This window comes from Pantoea sp. AS142 (assembly GCF_037152305.1).
Classification (GTDB): Bacteria; Pseudomonadota; Gammaproteobacteria; order Enterobacterales; family Enterobacteriaceae; genus Pantoea.
This window is the reverse complement of the sequence record NZ_JBBCMO010000006.1, coordinates 194641-213757: the sequence shown is the minus strand read 5'-3', so window position 1 is coordinate 213757 and position 19117 is coordinate 194641. Positions and strand designations below refer to the sequence as shown.

Genomic DNA, 19117 nt, shown 5'->3' with positions numbered 1-19117 from the left:
TTAAAAAGGTTATTGATCATCGTCCCAACCATCGATCTGCCGCTTTTCGCGCTGCATTTCGCGCTGGAAGATATCTTCCAGTTCACGCCGCGCTTCACGCACCCGCGAAACCTGCGCACTGTCAGAAAGGCTTGGCATCAATTCGCGCAGCATGCGCATATCGAGCCGCCGGAAATACTGCTGGGCGCGGTGCGCCTGATGCGGATGCATTCCCAGCGTCATCAATGCTTTACGCCCTAACTCAAGCGCACTGGAGAAAGTCTCACGCGAGAACTGCGTGACGCCTGCCTGTAATAACTCATGCGCTTCAACACGGCCACGGGCACGCGCCAGGATCTGCAACTGCGGAAAATGTTGCTGGCACAGATGCACGATAATCATCGCATCTTCCGGCTCATTACACGTGATAACAATCGACTGGGCGCTGGCCGCACCGGCCGCACGCAACAACTCCAGTTCGGTGGCGTCGCCGTAATAGACCTTATAACCATATTTACGCATCAGACTCACCACGCTGATATCGCGCTCCAGCACGGTGATGCGTTTACTATTCGCCATCAACAGACGACCAACCACCTGCCCGAAGCGGCCAAAACCCACCACAATCACCTGCGGCTGGTCATCTTCAACAAAGTGTTTCTCTGCCTCATCGTCCGTTTCGTTAAAACGACGCGCCAGCAGACGATCAATCCCCTTCATCAGCAGGGGTGTGGTCATCATCGACAGGGTCACTGTTACCAGCAGCATCGGTAGTTGATCGCCTGAGAAGAGCTTCGCTGAAGAGGCCGCTGAAAAGAGGACAAAGGCGAACTCGCCACCCTGACTCAGCACGCCAGCAAACTGCTGCCGCTCGGAACTGCGTAAGCCATAAATGCGCGCCAGCAGATAAAGCACCAGCGTTTTCACCGCCACCAGCGTCACGACGCCCAACAGGATGGTCACAATATGGGTATAGAGCACGCCGAGGTTAAGCGCCATGCCAACTGAAATAAAGAACAGGCCCAGCAGTAACCCTTTAAAGGGGTCAATAGCAACTTCCAGTTCATGCCGGTATTCGCTCTCCGCCAGCAGGATCCCGGCGATAAAGGTGCCGAGCGCCATTGACAGCCCCAGCGCATCCATAAACAGAGCAGAGCCCAGCACCAGCAGCAGCGAGGCGGCGGTAAAAACTTCGCGCACGCCCGACGCAGCGATATAACGGAAGATAGGTCGCAGCAGATAGCGTCCGCCTATCAGCATGCCGGCAAATGCCAGCACTTTCATACCGACTTTCATCCAGTCAATATGGCCGTTGTCGGTTCCCGCCAGCAGCGGGATCAGCGCCAGGGCGGGGATCACCGCGATATCCTGAAACAGCAGCACCGAGAAGCCCAACTGGCCCGCTTCGCTGCGGTTCATACCCTTATCCAGCATCAGCTGCAGCGCCATAGCGGTCGAGGACATCGCCAGACCAATCCCACCGATGACCGCAGCCTGCCAGCTAAAGTTAGTCAGCCACAATAAGCCGCCCAGAATGGCCGAGGAGAAGATCACCTGCGCTGCGCCGACGCCAAATATGGAGCGGCGCAGCGCCCACAACTTTGCCGGATTCAGTTCCAGCCCGATAATAAACATCAGGAAAACCACACCGAGCTCAGAGAAATGGAGAATCTCGTCAACGTCGCTGATAAAGCCTAACCCCCACGGCCCAATAGCGATACCCGCCACCAGGTAGCCCAGAACTGCACCAATACCGAGGCGTGCCGCCACCGGTACAATCAGTACCGCCGCAACCAGATAAATCACCCCCGCGGTCAGCAGCGTTTGTCCTTCCATTTACACCCCTCCATTCGGCAGCGGTGCTGCCAGCCAGTCGCCATAAGCGCGGGCATAATTTTTCATTAATTCCAGATCCTGACGACGCGCCCAGTAGACGATCATCGCCGGCATCCAGTGCATACGGCACATCCGCGCGGTCAGTTCGAAAGGACGCATAATGTCATTCAGTGAATAGCGGTTCAGACCGTGCTGTTTAAAGGCACTCTCTGGCTCACCGGTGGTCACCACACTGCGCCAGTACTTGCCTTCCAGTGCATTGCCATCCACACCGTTGGCGAAACCACGCGACAGTACCCTGTCCAGCCACTCTTTCAGCAGCGCCGGACAACTATAGGTATAGAGCGGATGCTGGAAAACGATGACGTCATGTTCACGCAGCAGTTGTTGTTCATGATGCACATCGATAAAAAAATCCGGATAGGTCGCGTACAGATCGTGCACAGTAACGTGTTCCAGCGCCTGAGCTGGCTGTAGCAAAATCCGATTAGCGATCGAATCCTGTGATTCCGGATGAGCATAAAGCAGCAAAACCCTGGGTGGCTGCGACATCCTTTCCCTCCAAAGCGTCGTCATTGGTGCGGTTTTCCGCTACCATGCACGACGCAGCAAAATCTCATTATGTTGCCAGTAAATTAACATATTCTGACGATACGGCGCTTACATGATTGTCTTCTCAGCCTTACAAATTCGCCGCGGCATCCGCGTCCTGCTCGACAACGCCACCGCCACCATCAATCCTGGCCAGAAGGTCGGGCTGGTGGGTAAAAACGGCTGTGGTAAATCCACGCTGCTGTCGCTGTTAAAAGGTGAAATCACCAGCGATGCCGGTACCGTCACTTTTCCTGCTCACTGGGCGCTGGCCTGGGTGAATCAGGAAACCCCTGCGCTGGACAAAGCCGCGCTGGAGTATGTCATCGATGGCGATCGCCACTATCGCCAGCTTGAGGCGGAACTGGCGGATGCCAATCTGCGCGACGATGGCAATGCCATTGCGCTGCTGCACGGTCAGCTGGACGCGGTGCAGGCGTGGAGCATCCATGCGCGCGCCTCAAGCCTGCTGCACGGTCTGGGATTCAGTCAGGAACAGCTGCAACGCCCGGTCAGCGACTTCTCCGGTGGCTGGCGGATGCGCCTCAACCTGGCACAGGCGCTAATTTGCCGTTCCGATCTGCTGCTGCTGGATGAACCGACTAACCACCTCGATCTTGATGCGGTGATCTGGCTGGAGCGCTGGCTGAAGAGTTATGAAGGCACGCTAATCCTGATCTCGCACGATCGTGACTTCCTCGATCCCGTCATCGACAAAATTATTCATATCGAACAGGAGTCGATGTTCGAGTATACCGGCAACTACAGCTCCTTTGAGCGGCAGCGCGTCGCCAAACTGGCTCAGCAGCAGTCGCTGTATGAGAGCCAGCAGGAGAAAGTAGCGCACTTACACAGCTACATTGATCGCTTCCGCGCCCAGGCTACCAAGGCGAAGCAGGCGCAGAGCCGCATCAAGATGCTGGAGCGCATGGAGATGATTGCGCCTGCCCATGTCGACAATCCGTTCAGCTTCAGCTTCCGCAAGCCAGAAAACCTGCCCAATCCGCTGCTGAAGATGGAGAAGGTCACCGCGGGTTATGGCGAGCGCATCATTCTCAACGCTATTAAGCTCAACCTGGTGCCGGGCTCGCGCATCGGCCTGCTGGGACGTAACGGCGCCGGTAAATCGACCCTGATTAAGCTGCTGGCGGGTGAGCTGGAGGCGATGGACGGCAGGATGGGGCTGGCCAAAGGGATCAAGCTCGGTTACTTCGCCCAGCATCAGCTGGAGTACCTGCGTGCCGATGAGTCACCGCTGCAGCATCTGGCACGCATTGCGCCTAACGTGCTGGAACAACAGCTGCGCGACTATCTGGGCGGCTTCGATTTCCGCGGCGATAAAGTCACTGAAATCACCGAGCGCTTCTCCGGCGGTGAGAAAGCGCGACTGGTGCTCGCGCTGATTGTCTGGCAGCGCCCTAACCTGCTGCTGCTGGATGAACCGACCAACCACCTTGATCTCGATATGCGCCAGGCGCTGACCGAAGCGTTGATCGACTTTGAAGGTGCGCTGGTGGTGGTATCGCACGATCGTCATCTGCTGCGCGCGACCACCGACGATCTCTATCTGGTGCATGATGGCAAAGTAGATGTATTTGAGGGTGACCTCGAAGATTATCAGCAGTGGCTGAGCGATCTGCAGAAGCAGCAGGCGCAACAGGATGCCGCGCCGAAGCAGGATAACGGCAACAGCGCCCAGGCGCGTAAAGATCAGAAGCGCCGCGATGCCGAGCTGCGCACCCAGACGCAGCCGCTGCGTAAAGAGATAGAGAAACTGGAAAAGCAGATGAGCAAATGGCAGAGCCAGCTGGCCGATGCCGAAGCGCAGCTCTCAGACAGTGCTATTTATGATCAGAGCCGTAAAGCGGACCTGACCAGCGCACTGCAGCGTCAGGCCGAGAGTAAATCTGCGCTGGAAGAGGTTGAGATGGCGTGGCTGGAAGCGCAGGAGCAGCTCGAACAGATGATGGCCTCATAAATAACATCTCCCCGCTCGCGGGGAGATGCTCTTTTAACGCGGTTTGTCGCCCAGCACCGTTGCCCGCTGCATGATCCGTCGTGCAGGATAGTAGTCGGCATTGGCATAATGCTGCGTGACCCGATTATCCCAGATAGCCAGATCGTCTGGTTGCCAGCGCCAGCGTACCTGAAACTCCGGTTTAGTGGCGTGCGCAAACAGAAAGCCCAGCAGCGCATCACTCTCCTTCTCACTTAACTCCACAATCCGCGTAGTAAAACCTTCATTCACAAACAGTGCTTTTTTACCGCTAACCGGATGCGTGCGGATGACCGGATGCTGCACTGGCGGATGTTTTTCTACCGCCTGCTGCCAGCGCTGATGCTCCTCTTCGGTTTTTCTGTACTTATACTCCTGGAAAGACTTTTTGAAATCATGCTCGGCGCGGAGATCGGCCAGCAGCTGCTTAAAGGGCTCAGAGAGCGCATCGTAAGCCGCAATGCCACTGGTCCAGAGCGTGTCACCACCCGCCTCCGGCAGCACTTTTGACGCCAGCAAGGCGATCGCCGGCGGTGTGTCGATAAAGGTGACATCGGTGTGCCAGTTGTCATTATCCGGCGGATTATCCTCGTGGGTATCCAGCACGATAATCTCCTCGACGCCTTCTGCATGCGGATAGACCGGATGGATATGCAGGTCGCCAAAGCGGATTGCTAGCGCCCGATGCTGTTCTGGAGTAATTTTCTGGTCGCGCAGGAAAAGCACCTGATGACGCAGCAGGCCATGATAAAGCTGCTCAAACTGCGCATCACTCAATGGGCGGGATACATCCAGGTCAGAGACCTGCGCGCCAATGTACGGACCAAGCGGGGTAAAATTGAGACGTTCGTTCATGATTGTTCTCCACTCCAGGGCGTCAGACGGCGTTGCAACGCGCGGAGCCCGAGTTCTAAGCTAAAAGCGATAAAGGCGATCACTGCGATACCCGCCAGCACAACATCTGTGGCGAGGAATTCTCCCGCTGACTGCACCATAAAACCGAGGCCACGCGTAGCAGCGATCAGTTCAGCCGCCACCAGCGTTGACCAGCCAACCCCCAGACCAATGCGCAGACCGGTGAGGATCTCCGGTAGCGCGCCCGGCAGAATCACCCAGCGCAGCAGCTGCCAGCGGTTAGCCCCCAGCGAGCGCGCAGCACGAAGGCGTACCTGCTGCGTGTTGCGTACCCCGGCAAGGGTGGAGAGTGTCACCGGCGCGAAAATCGCCAAATAGATCAGCAGGATTTTAGAGGTCTCACCAATGCCGAACCAGATCACCATCAAGGGCAGATAAGCGAGCGGCGGAATTGGGCGATAGAGTTCAATCAGGGGATCGAGCAGCCCGCGTGCGACCGGGCTGAGGCCCATCAGAATCCCCACCGGAATGCCGATGACAGCCGCTGCGGTCAGCGCAATCAGCATTCGCGTCAGGCTGGCGGCAAGATGCTGCCACAGCGTGGCATCCATAAACCCCTGGGCGCTGGCAATCAGCAGCAGCTTGCTAAACACCTGCTGTGGCGGTGGCAGGAACAGCGGTGCAATCAGGCCCAGCGCGGTCACGCCCCACCAGAGCAGTAACAACAGAGAGAGGCTCAGCACGCTCAGAGTAAAGGCCGTTGAAAACGGCCAGCGCAGCCGACGGCGCACTGGTAGTGACTTGTCGTGGATTAACGCACTCATGCAAACGCCTCCCGCTGATCAAACACCCGGCTCAGCACATACTCGCGCTGGGCAATAAACTGCGGATCGGATTTAATGCTGCGGCACGACTCCCCCGCGGCAAAGCGCTGACCAAACCCGGGCCGCAGCCGCTCAACGATGCGTCCCGGTCCTGGCGACAGCAAAATCAATTCGCTGGCGAGGAAAATGGCTTCTTCTATGTCATGAGTAATTAGCAGAATCTGTTTACCGCTGTCGCGCCACAGCGTCAGCAGCAGGGTTTGCATCTGCTCGCGGGTAAAGGCATCCAGGGCGCCAAAAGGCTCATCCAGCAGCAGCAGTTGCGGATCGGTGGCCAGCGCACGCGCAATGCCAACGCGTTGACGCTGACCGCCAGACAACTGCCAGATGGCGCGCTGTTCTGCCCCTTCCAGCCCCACCTGCCTGATGAGTTTCCGCGCAATGGTGTCGCGCGCCTGGCGCGGCATCCCCGCCAGCTGCAGGCCAAAAGCAACATTCTCCAGGACGTTGCGCCACGGTAATAAACCTTCATGCTGAAACACCACGCCGCGCTCCGCACCTGGCCCGTTTACCGGCTGATTATCCAGCATGATGCTGCCTGACTCTACCGGCAGAAAGCCGGCAACCAGATTGAGCAGCGTGGTTTTGCCACAGCCGGAGGGGCCGAGCACCACCAGCAGTTCATGGCTATCCAGTTGCAGATTGATATCCTGCAATACCGGCTGCCCGGCATAACGTGCATTAAGGTGAGCGATGCGCAGCATAGTGCCTCCTTAAGGTTTAACTAATGGCTCGACGAAACGGGAGGTCACGTAGCTGCTGTAGTCGTTATCCGCCTGCGGCACTCTGCCTTGCGCTTTCAGAAACTGCGCGGTATCGACGATCGCCTTGTTGACCGGTTTGCCCAGTTGTTCAACCTGCTGCTGCGCCGTGAGATAGGTATTGCCCTTCACCAGATCCGGCACCTGCGCTTCCGGCACTCCGCTAAGGCGAGAGAGTTTGCTGAGGTTATCGGGTTGCTTCAGCCAGCTATCGGGGCTGTTAAGATAGGCTTGCTGCGCGTCAAGCGCGCTGCGGGCAAAAGCGGTCACGATCTCCGGATGCTGCCCGGCAAAATCTTTACGGACCACCCAGACATCCAGCGTCGGTGATCCCCAGCTTCCGACTTCCGCAGAGTCGGTTAACACCTTACCCTCTTTTTCCAGCTCGTTGACTGCGGGCGCCCAGACGTAAGCGCCATCAATGTCGCCACGCTGCCAGGCCGCGATAATCGCGGGTGGCTGCAGGTTCACCAGTTGTAACTGCGACGGCTTGATGCCCCAGTGTTTCAGGGCAGCCAGCAGGCTGTAGTGGGTGGTGGAAATGAACGGCACCGCGATGCGCTTACCGATCAAATCGTGGGGTGCGGTGATGTTCTTTTTCACCACCAGCGCTTCAGAATTACCCAGTTGAGAGGCGAGTAAGAAAGCTTCGATCGGCAGCTTCTGCGCCGCCGCAACCGCCAATGGGCTGGAACCGATATTGCCAATCTGCACGTCGCCGGAAGCCAGTGCGCGTAGTACGCCTGCGCCGCTGTCAAACTTACGCCAGTCAACACTCGCCCCGCTCTCTTTCGCAAAGCTGTTGTCAGCCTGCGCCACTTTCGCCGGTTCGGCAGAGGTCTGGTAAGCCACGGTGACATTGACCGCATCAGCCCGAAACGCCAGCAGTGTCAGCGCTGCGGCTAAAAAAGTTAAACGTGTTGCTGCCATGATCCTTACCCCACCGTTTATATAGTGGAGTCAGTGTCTCTGGGCGCTATTTTTTCATAAAGGAATTAAAAATTATTCCTAATAGAAATAAGTTCTTAGATCACTATCTGAAAAGCTAAGCAAAAAAGCGCAAATGCTGAAAATCGCTAAAGTAAGCAAAAATGTCAGGCGCTCACATTATCCCTGTGCTATTCATATGCGTTCCCAATTATCGCCTGTTAAGGTCTCTGTATCCGATGTCGATCGAGAAAGTCGCTCAGCTAGCTGGCGTCTCCAAAGCCACGGTATCGCGGGTTCTCAACGCACACACTGGCGTAAAGCCCGATACGCGCGAGAAAGTCCTGGCGGCAATCTCTGCCTGCGCCTATCAGCCAAATTTACTGGCACGTCAGCTACGTACGGCGCAAAGCCACATGCTGCTAGTGCTGATCTCGGATATCACCAACCCTTTCTGTTCACGCGTGGTTAAGGGCATTGAGGCCGAAGCAGAAATGCACGGCTATCACATCCTGCTCTGTCACTCTGCCTCGCAACTTCAGCGGGAAGCCGCTTATCTCTCCCTGCTGACCGGGAAAGTGGTAGATGGTGTCATTACCATGGATGCTGCCTCAGGCTTACCGGATTTGCAGGCGCTGATCGCCGGTGCGCCCTGGGTGCAGTGCTGTGAGTTTGATCCGGATATCCCCGCCTCCTCGGTCAGCATTGATCACCTGGAGGCAGCCCGAGACACCGTCCACTATCTCGCCGGTAAAGGGCGTAAACGCATCGGGCTGGTCAATGGCGATATGCGTTACCTTTACTCGCATCATCGTGAAAAGGGCTACCGGCAGGCGATTGATGAGCTGGGGTATGCATGGTCCGGTATCGCCTATACCCACGAAATTTCCTGTGAGGCGGGCAGCCAGGCGCTAAGGGAATTCATGGCGCTACCCGAACCGCCGGACGCGGTATTTGCGGTTTCAGATGTGTTGGCGGTGGGCGTAGTCCACGCGGCACTGGAAGCGGGTATGCGCGTGCCGGAAGATCTGGCGGTGGTCGGCTTTGATGGCGTGTCGTTTACCCGCAGCCTGAATCCGCCGCTGACCACCATTGAGCAGCCAATGAACGAGTTGGGCGCGCGCAGCGTTCAGCTACTGCTGCAGAAAATACGTCAGCCGAACGCACCGGTGATCCGTGAGGTGCTGCCCTGGAAACGCGTTGAACGCGCATCCAGCTAACTCAGTGCCAGATTAACAATACGCAGGCGGCGGTCAGCAGACCCATGGCAAGGTTAAACATTTTCCAGGCGCGTCGGCTGCGCAGAATGCGGCCGATCATCGCGCCAAATCCCATCCATATCACGCCCGATACCAGATTAACCAGAAACATGCCGATGCTTATCGCTATCACGGAATGACGATAAGCGTCACCGGCCAGGCTGAAGCTGGCGACTGCGCCCAGTGCCATCAGCCAGGCCTTGGGATTGATCAGTTGCAACAATCCGCCCTGCCAGAACGGCATCGGTGTATCCGGTGCCCGATCGGTTTCCAGCTTTTCATAGCTGGACGTCGCTATCTTCCATGCCAGCCAGAGCAGATAGAGGCTACCGGCAATTTTCAGCACCAGGTGCAGCGAAGGATAGAGCAAGATCAGACCGCCTACGCCAAAGGCGACCATCAGCAGCATCACCTGCATACCGATCATGATGCCGATCATCAGCGGAATGGTGCGCAGAAAGCCAAAATTAGCGCCCGAGGCGGTGAGTAACATATTATTAGGTCCAGGCGTAATAGCCGCGACCCAAAGAAATCCCAACATTGATAAGAAAAGACTCAGTTCCATGGCAATCGGGTACTCCTTACCCCTGCAAGAAAAAACTTATCGAAGCTAACAGTGTGATATGGAACAGACAAGCTTTTACCAGATGAAATTTACCGAACCGGAAAACGAGCATTTCACACCGCCTGACAGCCTGCGTAACGCGCACCTGCAGACCCTGCTGCCGCGCCTGTTACGGCGCCGTATCACGGTCGATCCCCACTGGCAGCGACTCGACCTGCCCGATGGCGACTTCGTCGATCTTGCCTGGAGCGAAGACCCGCAATGTGCGCAGCATAAACCCCGCGTGGTGCTTTTTCATGGATTGGAGGGCAGTTTTCACAGCCCTTATATTCATGGTCTGATGGCGATCTGCCGCGCACGCGGCTGGCTGGCAGTGGTGATGCATTTTCGTGGCTGCAGCGGTGAACCTAACCGGCTGAACCGCATCTATCACTCTGGCGAAACCGAAGATGCCCGCTTTTTCCTGCACTGGCTGCACACCCGCTGGGGCCGCGTGCCCACCGCCGCCGTCGGTTTCTCGCTGGGCGGCAATATGCTGGGCTGTCTGCTGGGCCAGCAGGGCGCAACCGCCGAAGTCGATGCCGGCGTCATTGTCTCAGCACCACTGCTGCTGGAGCCCTGTAGCGTTAAACTGGAACGTGGCTTCTCACGTTTCTATCAATACTATTTGCTGGCGCAGCTAAAGAAAAATGCCCGCCGCAAACTGCACGCCTGGCCGGATACGCTGCCGATTAATCTGGCGCAGCTGAAAGCGCTACGGCGCCTGCGCGATTTTGATGATGCGATTACCGCCCGCGCCCACGGTTTTGTGGATGCGACAGATTACTATCACCGTGCCAGCGCCATGCCCTGGCTGAAACACGCAGAGAAACCGCTGCTGATCATCCACGCCAAAGATGATCCTTTTATGAGTGATGAGGTGATCCCGCACAGTAGCCAATTATCTGCCACTATTACCTATCAACTGACGCCCCATGGCGGCCATGTTGGTTTTGTCGGCGGGACGTTACGCCAGCCAGAAATGTGGCTGGAACAGCGCATTCCCCAGTGGATCGCCCCTTTTTTGGATAACTGATCTCGTGATTATTCCCTGGCAACAGGTCTCACCTGAGACCCTTGAAAATCTGATTGAAACCTTTGTGCTGCGCGAAGGCACGGACTATGGTGAGCAGGAGCGCAGCCTGCTGGATAAGGTAGCCGATGTGCGACGTCAGCTGGAAAGCGGTGAAGTGGTACTGGTGTGGTCGGAGCTGCACGAATCGGTCAATATCATGCCGCGCAAAGAATTTCGTGGCTGATGCACCCAACACCATTTCATGATAACAATGCCTGTCACCCGACCTCACAGGGAGCTTTTCTATGTCTGCACGTCATCCTATTATCGCGGTGACCGGTTCCAGCGGCGCAGGAACCACCACCACCAGCCTCGCGTTTCGTAAAATCTTTCAGCAACTCGACCTCAATGCAGCGGAGCTGGAAGGTGACAGCTTTCACCGCTTTACCCGCCCTGAAATGGATATGGCGATTCGTAAGGCGCGCGATTTAGGACGTCATGTCAGTTACTTCGGCCCCGAAGCCAATGATTTTGGCCTGCTGGAACAGAGCTTTAGAGAGTATGGTCACAGCGGACAGGGACAGGCGCGTAAATATCTGCACACCTACGATGAAGCGGTACCGTGGAATCAGGTGCCCGGCACCTTTACACCGTGGCAGCCGCTGCCGCAGGACACTGATATTCTCTTCTATGAAGGACTACATGGCGGCGTAGTGACGGCGCAGCATAACGTGGCGGAACAGGTTGATCTGCTGGTCGGCGTGGTGCCGATTGTTAACCTGGAGTGGATTCAGAAGCTGGTGCGGGACACCGGTGAACGCGGTCATTCACGTGAAGCGGTGATGGATTCAGTGGTGCGATCGATGGAAGATTATATCAACTTCATTACCCCACAGTTTTCACGCACCCATATCAACTTTCAGCGCGTCCCAACCGTGGATACCTCGAATCCGTTCGCCGCCCGTGCCATTCCGTCACTGGATGAGAGCTTTGTGGTGATTCACTTTCAGGCGGTGGAAGATATCGACTTCCCCTATCTGCTGGCAATGTTGCAGGGTTCGTTTATCTCGCACATTAATACGCTGGTGGTGCCGGGCGGCAAAATGGGTCTGGCGATGGAGTTGATTATGGGGCCGCTGGTGAAGCGGCTGATGGAAGGTAAACGCATTGAATAAAAGGTCAGAAAGGACCTCATCAGACTAATGCCAATGCCAATGCAGGGTGAGTCTTACAGCAGCGAAAAAGCTTAACACGTGGGGAACCGGGTCTGAGCAGGAAAGCGTCCTGCGCCAGGGGACAAAAACGCCGGGAGCGTTTTTGAACAACGCAAAGCGTTGGCCCGGCTACGGGCGCACCTCAGGGATGAGGTGCGTAATCGCGCGGACCGGAGCGGCCAGGGATTGGCTTAAGCGACGTTTCGATCTGACCCGGTTCACTGCGCAGGCACGGTCTTAAGACTACACGAATCCGTTTTTGCCATTGCCCCTAAAAAGCCCCTCCGACTATTACAGTTCGATCACTTCATAGCTGTGGGTAAGGGTGACGCCTTTACCCAGCATGATGGCAACAGAGCAATACTTTTCAGCAGAAAGATCCACTGCGCGTGAGACCGCTTTATCCTGGAGCGTTTTGCCACTCACAATAAAATGCAGGTTGATGTGCGTAAAGATTCGCGGCGTCTCTTCACGACGTTCTGAGGTCAGTTTTACTTCACAATCAGCCACATCGTTGCGGCCTTTTTGCAGAATTGATACTACGTCAATCGCGCTGCATCCACCCGCCGCCATCAGCACCATCTCCATTGGGCTGGGCGCTTTATCACCCGAATTTCCATCCATCAGTATCTGATGGCCGGATGAGGATTCTCCGAGAAATGTCAACCCTTCTACCCATTTCACTCTTGCCTGCATGATTTTTGCTCCGGAATACGCTGTTTTGTCGCCAGCGTACGCTTTCGCCAGGTAAACAGCAATCCAGAGAAATCCGCCTGTAGCTGAAGCGAGACAACAGAAGACAGTCGACAAAAGCTGTGCTACAAACAGTGCTGAAAATATTTTTCGTCACCCGATGGCGAAGCCGGGAAGAATGATGCGCACTGCGCCTGATGCGGCCCGAATGATTTCCTGAAATGGAAACGCTTAAAGCTTTCACCGCCTGACAGGGAAAACTGCCCCCTGTATTTTGGGCACGATTACAACAGAGGATAATAGCGAATGGTTCTCGGCAAACCGCAAACAGACCCTACACTCGAATGGTTCCTGTCCCATTGCCATATTCACAAGTATCCATCCAAAAGTACGCTGATTCATCAAGGTGAAAAAGCAGAAACGCTCTACTACATCGTGAAAGGTTCCGTCGCGGTTCTGATTAAAGATGAAGAAGGCAAAGAGATGATTCTTTCTTACCTGAATCAGGGCGATTTTATTGGTGAGCTTGGCCTGTTCGAAGAAGGCCAGGAGCGCAGCGCCTGGGTACGTGCGAAAAGCGCGTGTGAAGTGGCGGAGATTTCTTACAAAAAATTCCGTCAACTGATCCAGGTTAACCCCGATATCCTGATGCGACTCTCATCGCAGATGGCGCGTCGCCTTCAGGTGACGTCTGAAAAAGTAGGTAACCTCGCTTTCCTCGACGTGACCGGACGCATTGCACAGACCCTGCTTAACCTGGCGAAGCAGCCAGATGCCATGACGCATCCCGACGGCATGCAAATTAAAATCACTCGTCAGGAAATTGGTCAGATTGTTGGTTGTTCACGTGAAACCGTGGGCCGTATTTTGAAGATGCTTGAAGATCAGAACCTGATTTCCGCACACGGCAAAACCATCGTCGTTTACGGCACCCGCTAATTCCTGTCACCCACGGCGTGATGGCAACATCACGCCGTTATTGTTTGTGTTGAGCCGATGTGGCGTCGAATTATTTACCATCCTGAAGTTAACTATGCCTTGCGGCAAACGCTGGTGCTTTGTCTGCCTGTGGCGCTGGGCTGGCTGGCTGGCGACCTGCAAAAAGGTCTGCTGTTCTCGTTAGTGCCCGCCTGCTGCAATATCGCCGGGCTGGATACGCCGCATAAACGCTTCTTTAAACGTCTGATTGTTGGCGGCAGCTTGTTTGCCCTCGGCAGCTTTCTGATTCAGTGGCTCACCCTGCATGCTATTCCCCTGCCGCTGATCCTGTTCGCCATGCCATTGTTGCTCGGCGTCACCGGGGAGATCAGCCCGCTGCATGGTCGCCTGCTGCCCGGCACCCTTATCGCCGCCATCTTTACCCTGAGCCTGATTGGCCGCATGCCAATCTATGTTCCCCCATTGCTCTATATCGGCGGCACGTTATGGTATGGGCTGTTTAACTGGTTCTGGTTCTGGCTGTGGAAAGAGCAGCCGATGCGCGAAAGCCTGAGCCTGATCTACCGTGAACTGGCTAACTATTGTGACGCCAAATATACCCTGCTGACGCAGCTGACCGATCCGGAAAAGGCGCTACCGCCGCTGCTGGCTCGCCAGCAGAAAGTGGTCGACCTCATCACCACCTGTTATCAGCAGATGCATATGCTGTCGGCAAGCCGCGATCACAGTCATAAACGGCTGACGCGCGCCTTTCAGGTGGCGCTGGATTTGCAGGAGCATATCTCAGTCAGCCTCCATCGGCCGGAAGAGGTGCAGAAGCTGGTCGAGCAGAGCCATGCCGAAGCGGTGATCCGCTGGAATGCCAAAACTATCTCGGCCCGACTGCGGGTGCTGGCGGATAACATTCTCTATCACCAGTTACCCGATCGCTTTGCGATGGATAAACAGCTCGGCGCGCTGGAGAAGATCACCCATCAGCATCCCGACAATCCGGTGGGTAACTTCTGCCTCTACCACTTCAACCGTATCGCGCGGGTGCTGCGCACGCAGAAACCGCTTTATCAGCGCGATCTGATGGCCGACCGTCAGCGCCGACTGCCGCTGTTACCGGCGCTGCGCAGTTACCTCTCGTTTCGCTCGTCGGCACTGCGCACGGCGGGTCGCTTTGCGGTGATGTTGATGCTGGGCAGCGCGCTGGCGCTGTTCTTCAACATCCCCAAACCCTACTGGATCCTGATGACCATTATGTTCGTCAGCCAGAACGGCTATAGCGCCACCCGTGTCCGCATTCAGCACCGGGCGCTGGGCACCTTTGCGGGGCTGGTGATCGCGGCCGCCACGCTACGCCTGGCGGTGCCGGAATCGCTGGTGCTGCTGACCATGCTGGCGATAACGTTCATCAGCTATCGCTTCACCCGCCAGTTCTATGGCTGGTCGATGATTGGCTTTACGGTTACGGCGGTTTACTCGCTGCAATTGCTGTCGCTGAATGGTGCGCAGTTTCTGCTGCCGCGACTGATGGATACGCTGATGGGCTGTCTGATTGCCTTTGGCGGGATGCTGTGGCTGTGGCCACAGTGGCAGAGCGGATTATTGCGGCAGAACGCCCATGACGCGCTGGAGACCTATCAGGATGCGCTGCGGCTGTTGCTGGGCGACGAACAGTCGCCAGGGAAACTCGCCTATCAGCGCGTGCAGGTTAATCAGGCCCATAATGCGCTGTTTAACTCACTGAATCAGGCGATGCAGGAACCCGCGTTTAACGCCCAGTATCTTAAAGATATGCGGCTCTGGGTCACCCACAGTCAGTTTATCGTCGAGCATATCAATGCGATGACGATTCTGGCACGTGAGCACACCATGCTCACGGCCTCGCTGGCTGAGCGTTACCTGCAATCCTGTGAAATCGCACTGCAGCGGTGCCAGCAGCGGCTGGAATATGATGGTGCAAGCTCCCAGGTCAATCTACTGGATGAGCTGGAGAACATCAGTGAGGGGCCGGTTACGGTGGTGGAACAGCATGTGCGGCGCATTCTCGATCATCTGAGCGTAATGCATACCATTTCATCGCTGGCGTGGAGCCAGCGACCCCAACATGGCCGCTGGCTGATCAGACGCTTACGTAAAAATTAAATCAGCCGTTGAGTACGTTGCTGATGGCCGTGGCGAAGCGGCTCATGCCCTCTTCGATGTCGGCAGGCTCAATGATCAGTGATGGGGCAAAACGCATCACGTCGGTTCCGGCGACCAGCACCATGACACCTTCAGCGGCGGCGGCATTCAGGATGTCGCGCGCCTTACCGGCATGCTGGGGTTTCAGTGCCGCGCCAATCAGCAGACCCTTGCCGCGAATGTCGCTGAAGAGATCATACTTCGCGTCGATGGCCTGCAGCGCCGTGACAAAGTACTGACGACGCCTTTCCACGCCCGCCAGTACCTCCGGGGTATTGATGATATCGAGCGCAGTTTCGGCAATAGCACAGGCGAGTGGATTGCCGCCATAGGTGGTGCCATGCACGCCCGGCGCCATAGTCGAGGCGATCTCGTTCGTGGTCAGCATGGCGCTGACTGGAAAACCGCCGCCCAGCGCCTTGGCAGAGGTCAGAATATCGGGCTGGACGCCATAATACTCATAGGCGAACAGCTTACCGCTGCGTCCCATGCCGCTCTGTACTTCATCCAGCACCAGCAGCGCCTGATGCTGATCGCACAGCTCACGCAGTCCCTGCATAAATTCCTGGGTCGCGGGTACCACGCCGCCCTCACCCTGAATCGGCTCAACCACGATGGCGCAGGTGTGATCGTCAATCACCGCTTTCACTGCGTCCAGGTCATTGAACGGCACGTGGACAATATCCGCTGGTTTAGGACCGAATCCGTCAGAATATTTTGGCTGTCCGCCAACCGTGACGGTAAACAGCGTTCGGCCATGAAAGGCGTTATGAAAGGCGATAATCTTACTTTTGAATGGGCTGTAACGTTTGCAGGCGTAGTAGCGTGCCAGCTTAAAAGCAGCTTCGTTGGCTTCGGCACCCGAGTTCGCGAAGAAGACTCGTTCAGCAAAGGTTGCCTGAATTAACTTACTGGCGAGACGCAGGGCCGGTTCGTTGGTAAAGACATTGCTGGTATGCCACAGTGTCTCGCCCTGGCTTTTCAGCGTCGCCACCAGCGCAGGATGGCAGTGTCCAAGTGCAGTAACGGCAATACCACCCGAGAAATCGATATACTCTTTGCCCTGCTGATCCCATACACGACTGCCCTTGCCTTTTACCGGCACGAACTGCGCAGGTGCATAAACAGGCAAAATAACGTTATCGAACGTCTCCCGCGTGACCGCAATTTTTTCCGCTGCCATTGATGACCCCATTTAAATGATAGTTGTGCAAACCTGAAATAATAAGCACAAAATATGCATAAAAAATCACTTAAAGGCAACTTATTGCGCAAGGAAATTGCGCAGCAACTGATGTCCCTGCTCGCTGAGAATGCTTTCGGGATGGAACTGTACACCTTCCAGCGCCAGGGTTTTATGGCGGAATCCCATAATTTCGTCAGGCTCGCCGTCACGCATCGTCCAGGCAGTCACCTCGAATACGTCGGGCAGGGAATCACGCTGCACTATCAGCGAGTGGTAGCGGGTTACGGTAAGGGGATTATTCAGATTGCGAAACACGCCCTGGCCGGTGTGCTGAATCGCGGAGGTTTTGCCGTGCATCACCTGACGTGCGCGCACGATCCGCGCGCCATACGCCTGGGCAATCGCCTGATGTCCCAGGCAGACGCCCAGCACCGGCAATTTACCGGCAAAATGCCGGATCGCCGCCGGCGAGATACCCGACTCTGAAGGCGTGCAGGGGCCAGGGGAAATCACCAGATGGGTCAGCGGTAAGGCCGCCATCTGCTCCAGGGTGATGGCATCATTACGCACCACCTGAACCTGTGCACCCAGCTCGCAGAAATATTGATAAAGATTCCAGGTAAAGGAGTCGTAATTGTCGATAAGCAGCAGCATGACCTGTCCAGAATGATAACTCGCGCCGCTATTCTACGCGGTTAAGCCGCCTCGCTCACCACTTTCGCAAATACCTGCTCCAGCGGAGCCAGGTTTCCGGCCACAGCGGCCTGATTAGCCGCTTTCCAGCTTTCAGCGTCAGTCTCTTCCCACGCCAGCAGATAACCGGCATGCAGCGCCAGCTGTTCAAAGAAAATCCGCTGTACCCGACCGTTCCCGTGGCGGAAAGGATGCAGCATATTGATTTCGCAGTAGTAATGGGCGATGCGCTCAATAAACGCCTCAAGCGGCAGGTCAGCCAGCCGCTTCTCCTCTTCCAGCGCGGCCATCAGGACATTGCCTTCCTTTTCGATATATTCGAAATGACAGAGCGGTGTCTCACCACGCCAGATATCGATAGTGCGCAGTTCACCGGCCCAGCTGTAAACGTCCTGAAACAGCGTGCGGTGGATCTGGCGCAGGTAGGGCAAACCAGGATTACAGGGGCCAAGCTCCAGCATGGCGACGCGTGCCGCACTGAAGCTCAGCTCAGCCTTACGCAGCTGTGCGGCATCATGAATATCGGGCAGGTTTTTCAGCACCCTGTCGTGCTGCCACAGGTAGGGGTCCTGGCTGACAGCAGTATCAGAGTCCATATTGCCTCCTCAGTGACGCCAGACGTGCGGCCGCATCATCGCTGTTTACGCTGGTTTCATTCGGCGAGAAGCCTTCCAGCCGACAGCTGGCCTGATAGCTGGCGCTACGCCGCTGTTGCCACAGAGTGACCTTTTGCTTTTCAGTGAGTTTGTTCGCCATGCCGCCTCCTGCTCAGGTTTTGCCCTAAGTATAAGAGTAAATTCGGGCTTTGCCGGACGCGGCAGACGGTCGCCATCCGCAGATGGCGACGGAAGGGCTTAAGGCAGGACTTTGGCGGAGAGGATAACTACCGGTTTGGACGGAACATTCTGGTACGGACCCACATCTTTGGTCGGTACCTGAGAAATTTTTTCAACCACATCCTGACCTTTCACAATCTTACCAAAGACGGCATAGCCAAAATCGCGCTGTCCGTGGTCGAGGAATGCATTATCCGCGACATTGAGGAAGAACTGGCTGGTCGCACTGTCTTTATCGGCGGTACGCGCCATGGAAATGGTGCCGCGCAGGTTACGCAGGCCATTATCCGCTTCATTCTTGATCGGCGCGTTGGTCTGCTTCTGCTGCATGTCCGTGGTGAAGCCACCCCCCTGCACCATAAAACCAGGGATCACGCGGTGAAAAATGGTGTTGTTATAAAAACCGTTATTGACGTAATCAACGAAGTTTTTCACGGAAACCGGCGCTTTTTGGTTATTCAGTTCGAGTTCGATATTACCGGCGGAAGTGGTGAGCAAAACGTGAGTGTCACCTTTTGCGGCCAGCGCCTGGGCGGAAACGGAAGAGAGCGCTAACAGGGTGATGGCCGCTGTTAAAGTACGTTTAAACATGAAAGATTCCTTACCTGGGAGAGCGGGCACAAAAACGTGATTGATTGTAGAGAGACTCGATTCCCGGAGCCAGCGTTTTACCTATA

Annotated in this window: 20 protein-coding genes; 7 read left to right on the top strand and 13 right to left on the bottom strand. The window is 56.0% G+C overall.

Going from position 1 to position 19117, the window contains the following annotated elements:
* Positions 1-9: 9 nt before the first annotated feature.
* Both kefB and kefG read right to left on the bottom strand, forming a co-directional pair.
* Positions 10-1815 (bottom strand): glutathione-regulated potassium-efflux system protein KefB, encoded by a 1806-nt coding sequence (gene kefB, locus WFO64_RS13330; protein ID WP_337012429.1) that lies wholly within the window; start codon positions 1813-1815, stop codon positions 10-12.
* The gene (gene kefG / locus WFO64_RS13325) at positions 1816-2367 is read right to left on the bottom strand and encodes a glutathione-regulated potassium-efflux system ancillary protein KefG (protein WP_337012427.1); all 552 of its coding nucleotides are present in this window, start codon (positions 2365-2367) and stop codon (positions 1816-1818) included.
* Between the two features lie 112 nt (positions 2368-2479).
* On the opposite strand from kefG, the gene WFO64_RS13320 reads away from it, so the two are divergent.
* Positions 2480-4384, top strand: a complete 1905-nt coding sequence (locus WFO64_RS13320; protein ID WP_337012425.1) for an ABC transporter ATP-binding protein — start codon at positions 2480-2482, stop codon at positions 4382-4384.
* A 33-nt stretch (positions 4385-4417) separates the two neighbouring features.
* Here WFO64_RS13320 and tauD read toward each other — a convergent pair whose 3' ends face one another.
* The 4 genes from tauD to tauA are packed head-to-tail and all read right to left on the bottom strand — an operon-like array spanning position 4418 to position 7832.
* A complete protein-coding gene (gene tauD, locus WFO64_RS13315) occupies positions 4418-5257 on the bottom strand; it encodes a taurine dioxygenase (RefSeq protein ID WP_337012423.1) in 840 nt (279 codons plus the stop codon).
* Entirely contained in the window at positions 5254-6081 is an 828-nt protein-coding gene (tauC, locus tag WFO64_RS13310; protein WP_337012421.1) for a taurine ABC transporter permease TauC, read from the bottom strand. Before tauC ends, tauD begins: the two co-directional genes overlap by 4 nt.
* Positions 6078-6845 (bottom strand): taurine ABC transporter ATP-binding subunit, encoded by a 768-nt coding sequence (gene tauB / locus WFO64_RS13305; RefSeq protein ID WP_337012419.1) that lies wholly within the window; start codon positions 6843-6845, stop codon positions 6078-6080. The genes tauC and tauB overlap by 4 nt, the downstream gene beginning before the upstream one ends.
* Before the next feature lie 9 nt (positions 6846-6854).
* On the bottom strand, positions 6855-7832 hold the full coding sequence (gene tauA / locus WFO64_RS13300; RefSeq protein ID WP_337012417.1) for a taurine ABC transporter substrate-binding protein: 978 nt from the start codon (positions 7830-7832) through the stop codon (positions 6855-6857).
* A 236-nt stretch (positions 7833-8068) separates the two neighbouring features.
* Between tauA and WFO64_RS13295 the strand changes: the two genes are divergently transcribed.
* Complete coding sequence (locus tag WFO64_RS13295; RefSeq protein ID WP_337012415.1) at positions 8069-9049, top strand: LacI family DNA-binding transcriptional regulator; 981 nt, start codon at positions 8069-8071, stop codon at positions 9047-9049.
* Between the two features lies 1 nt (position 9050).
* Here the strand turns inward: WFO64_RS13295 and WFO64_RS13290 are convergent, their stop codons facing one another.
* Positions 9051-9653, bottom strand: a complete 603-nt coding sequence (locus WFO64_RS13290; RefSeq protein ID WP_337012413.1) for a LysE family translocator — start codon at positions 9651-9653, stop codon at positions 9051-9053.
* 58 nt (positions 9654-9711) lie between these two features.
* Here WFO64_RS13290 and WFO64_RS13285 point away from each other — a divergent pair, with 58 nt between their 5' ends.
* The 3 genes from WFO64_RS13285 (at position 9712) to WFO64_RS13275 (ending at position 11882) form a co-directional block, all read left to right on the top strand.
* Entirely contained in the window at positions 9712-10728 is a 1017-nt protein-coding gene (locus tag WFO64_RS13285) for a hydrolase (RefSeq protein WP_337012411.1), read from the top strand.
* 4 nt (positions 10729-10732) lie between these two features.
* Positions 10733-10951, top strand: a complete 219-nt coding sequence (locus tag WFO64_RS13280; protein WP_337012409.1) for a YheU family protein — start codon at positions 10733-10735, stop codon at positions 10949-10951.
* Between the two features lie 61 nt (positions 10952-11012).
* Positions 11013-11882 (top strand): phosphoribulokinase, encoded by an 870-nt coding sequence (locus WFO64_RS13275; protein WP_337012407.1) that lies wholly within the window; start codon positions 11013-11015, stop codon positions 11880-11882.
* Positions 11883-12212: 330 nt separating this feature from the next.
* On the opposite strand, the gene WFO64_RS13270 is transcribed toward WFO64_RS13275, so the two are convergent.
* On the bottom strand, positions 12213-12617 hold the full coding sequence (locus WFO64_RS13270; protein ID WP_337012404.1) for an OsmC family protein: 405 nt from the start codon (positions 12615-12617) through the stop codon (positions 12213-12215).
* 303 nt (positions 12618-12920) lie between these two features.
* Between WFO64_RS13270 and crp the strand changes: the two genes are divergently transcribed.
* Positions 12921-13553: a cAMP-activated global transcriptional regulator CRP gene (crp, locus tag WFO64_RS13265; protein ID WP_003852956.1), complete on the top strand. Its 633-nt coding sequence runs from the start codon at positions 12921-12923 to the stop codon at positions 13551-13553.
* 57 nt (positions 13554-13610) lie between these two features.
* Positions 13611-15686, top strand: a complete 2076-nt coding sequence (locus tag WFO64_RS13260; RefSeq protein ID WP_337012402.1) for a YccS/YhfK family putative transporter — start codon at positions 13611-13613, stop codon at positions 15684-15686.
* A 1-nt stretch (position 15687) separates the two neighbouring features.
* On the opposite strand, the gene argD is transcribed toward WFO64_RS13260, so the two are convergent.
* The 5 genes from argD to ppiA form a co-directional block, all read right to left on the bottom strand.
* Positions 15688-16908: a bifunctional acetylornithine/succinyldiaminopimelate transaminase gene (gene argD, locus WFO64_RS13255; protein WP_337012400.1), complete on the bottom strand. Its 1221-nt coding sequence runs from the start codon at positions 16906-16908 to the stop codon at positions 15688-15690.
* Between the two features lie 81 nt (positions 16909-16989).
* Entirely contained in the window at positions 16990-17565 is a 576-nt protein-coding gene (locus WFO64_RS13250; RefSeq protein WP_337012398.1) for an aminodeoxychorismate/anthranilate synthase component II, read from the bottom strand.
* Positions 17566-17606: 41 nt separating this feature from the next.
* A complete protein-coding gene (locus WFO64_RS13245) occupies positions 17607-18200 on the bottom strand; it encodes a putative adenosine monophosphate-protein transferase Fic (RefSeq protein WP_337012396.1) in 594 nt (197 codons plus the stop codon).
* Positions 18190-18360, bottom strand: coding sequence for a YhfG family protein (locus WFO64_RS13240; protein WP_314985323.1), 171 nt, complete (start codon positions 18358-18360; stop codon positions 18190-18192). Before WFO64_RS13240 ends, WFO64_RS13245 begins: the two co-directional genes overlap by 11 nt.
* Positions 18361-18458: 98 nt before the next feature.
* Complete coding sequence (gene ppiA / locus WFO64_RS13235; protein WP_003852970.1) at positions 18459-19031, bottom strand: peptidylprolyl isomerase A; 573 nt, start codon at positions 19029-19031, stop codon at positions 18459-18461.
* Positions 19032-19117: the final 86 nt, after the last annotated feature.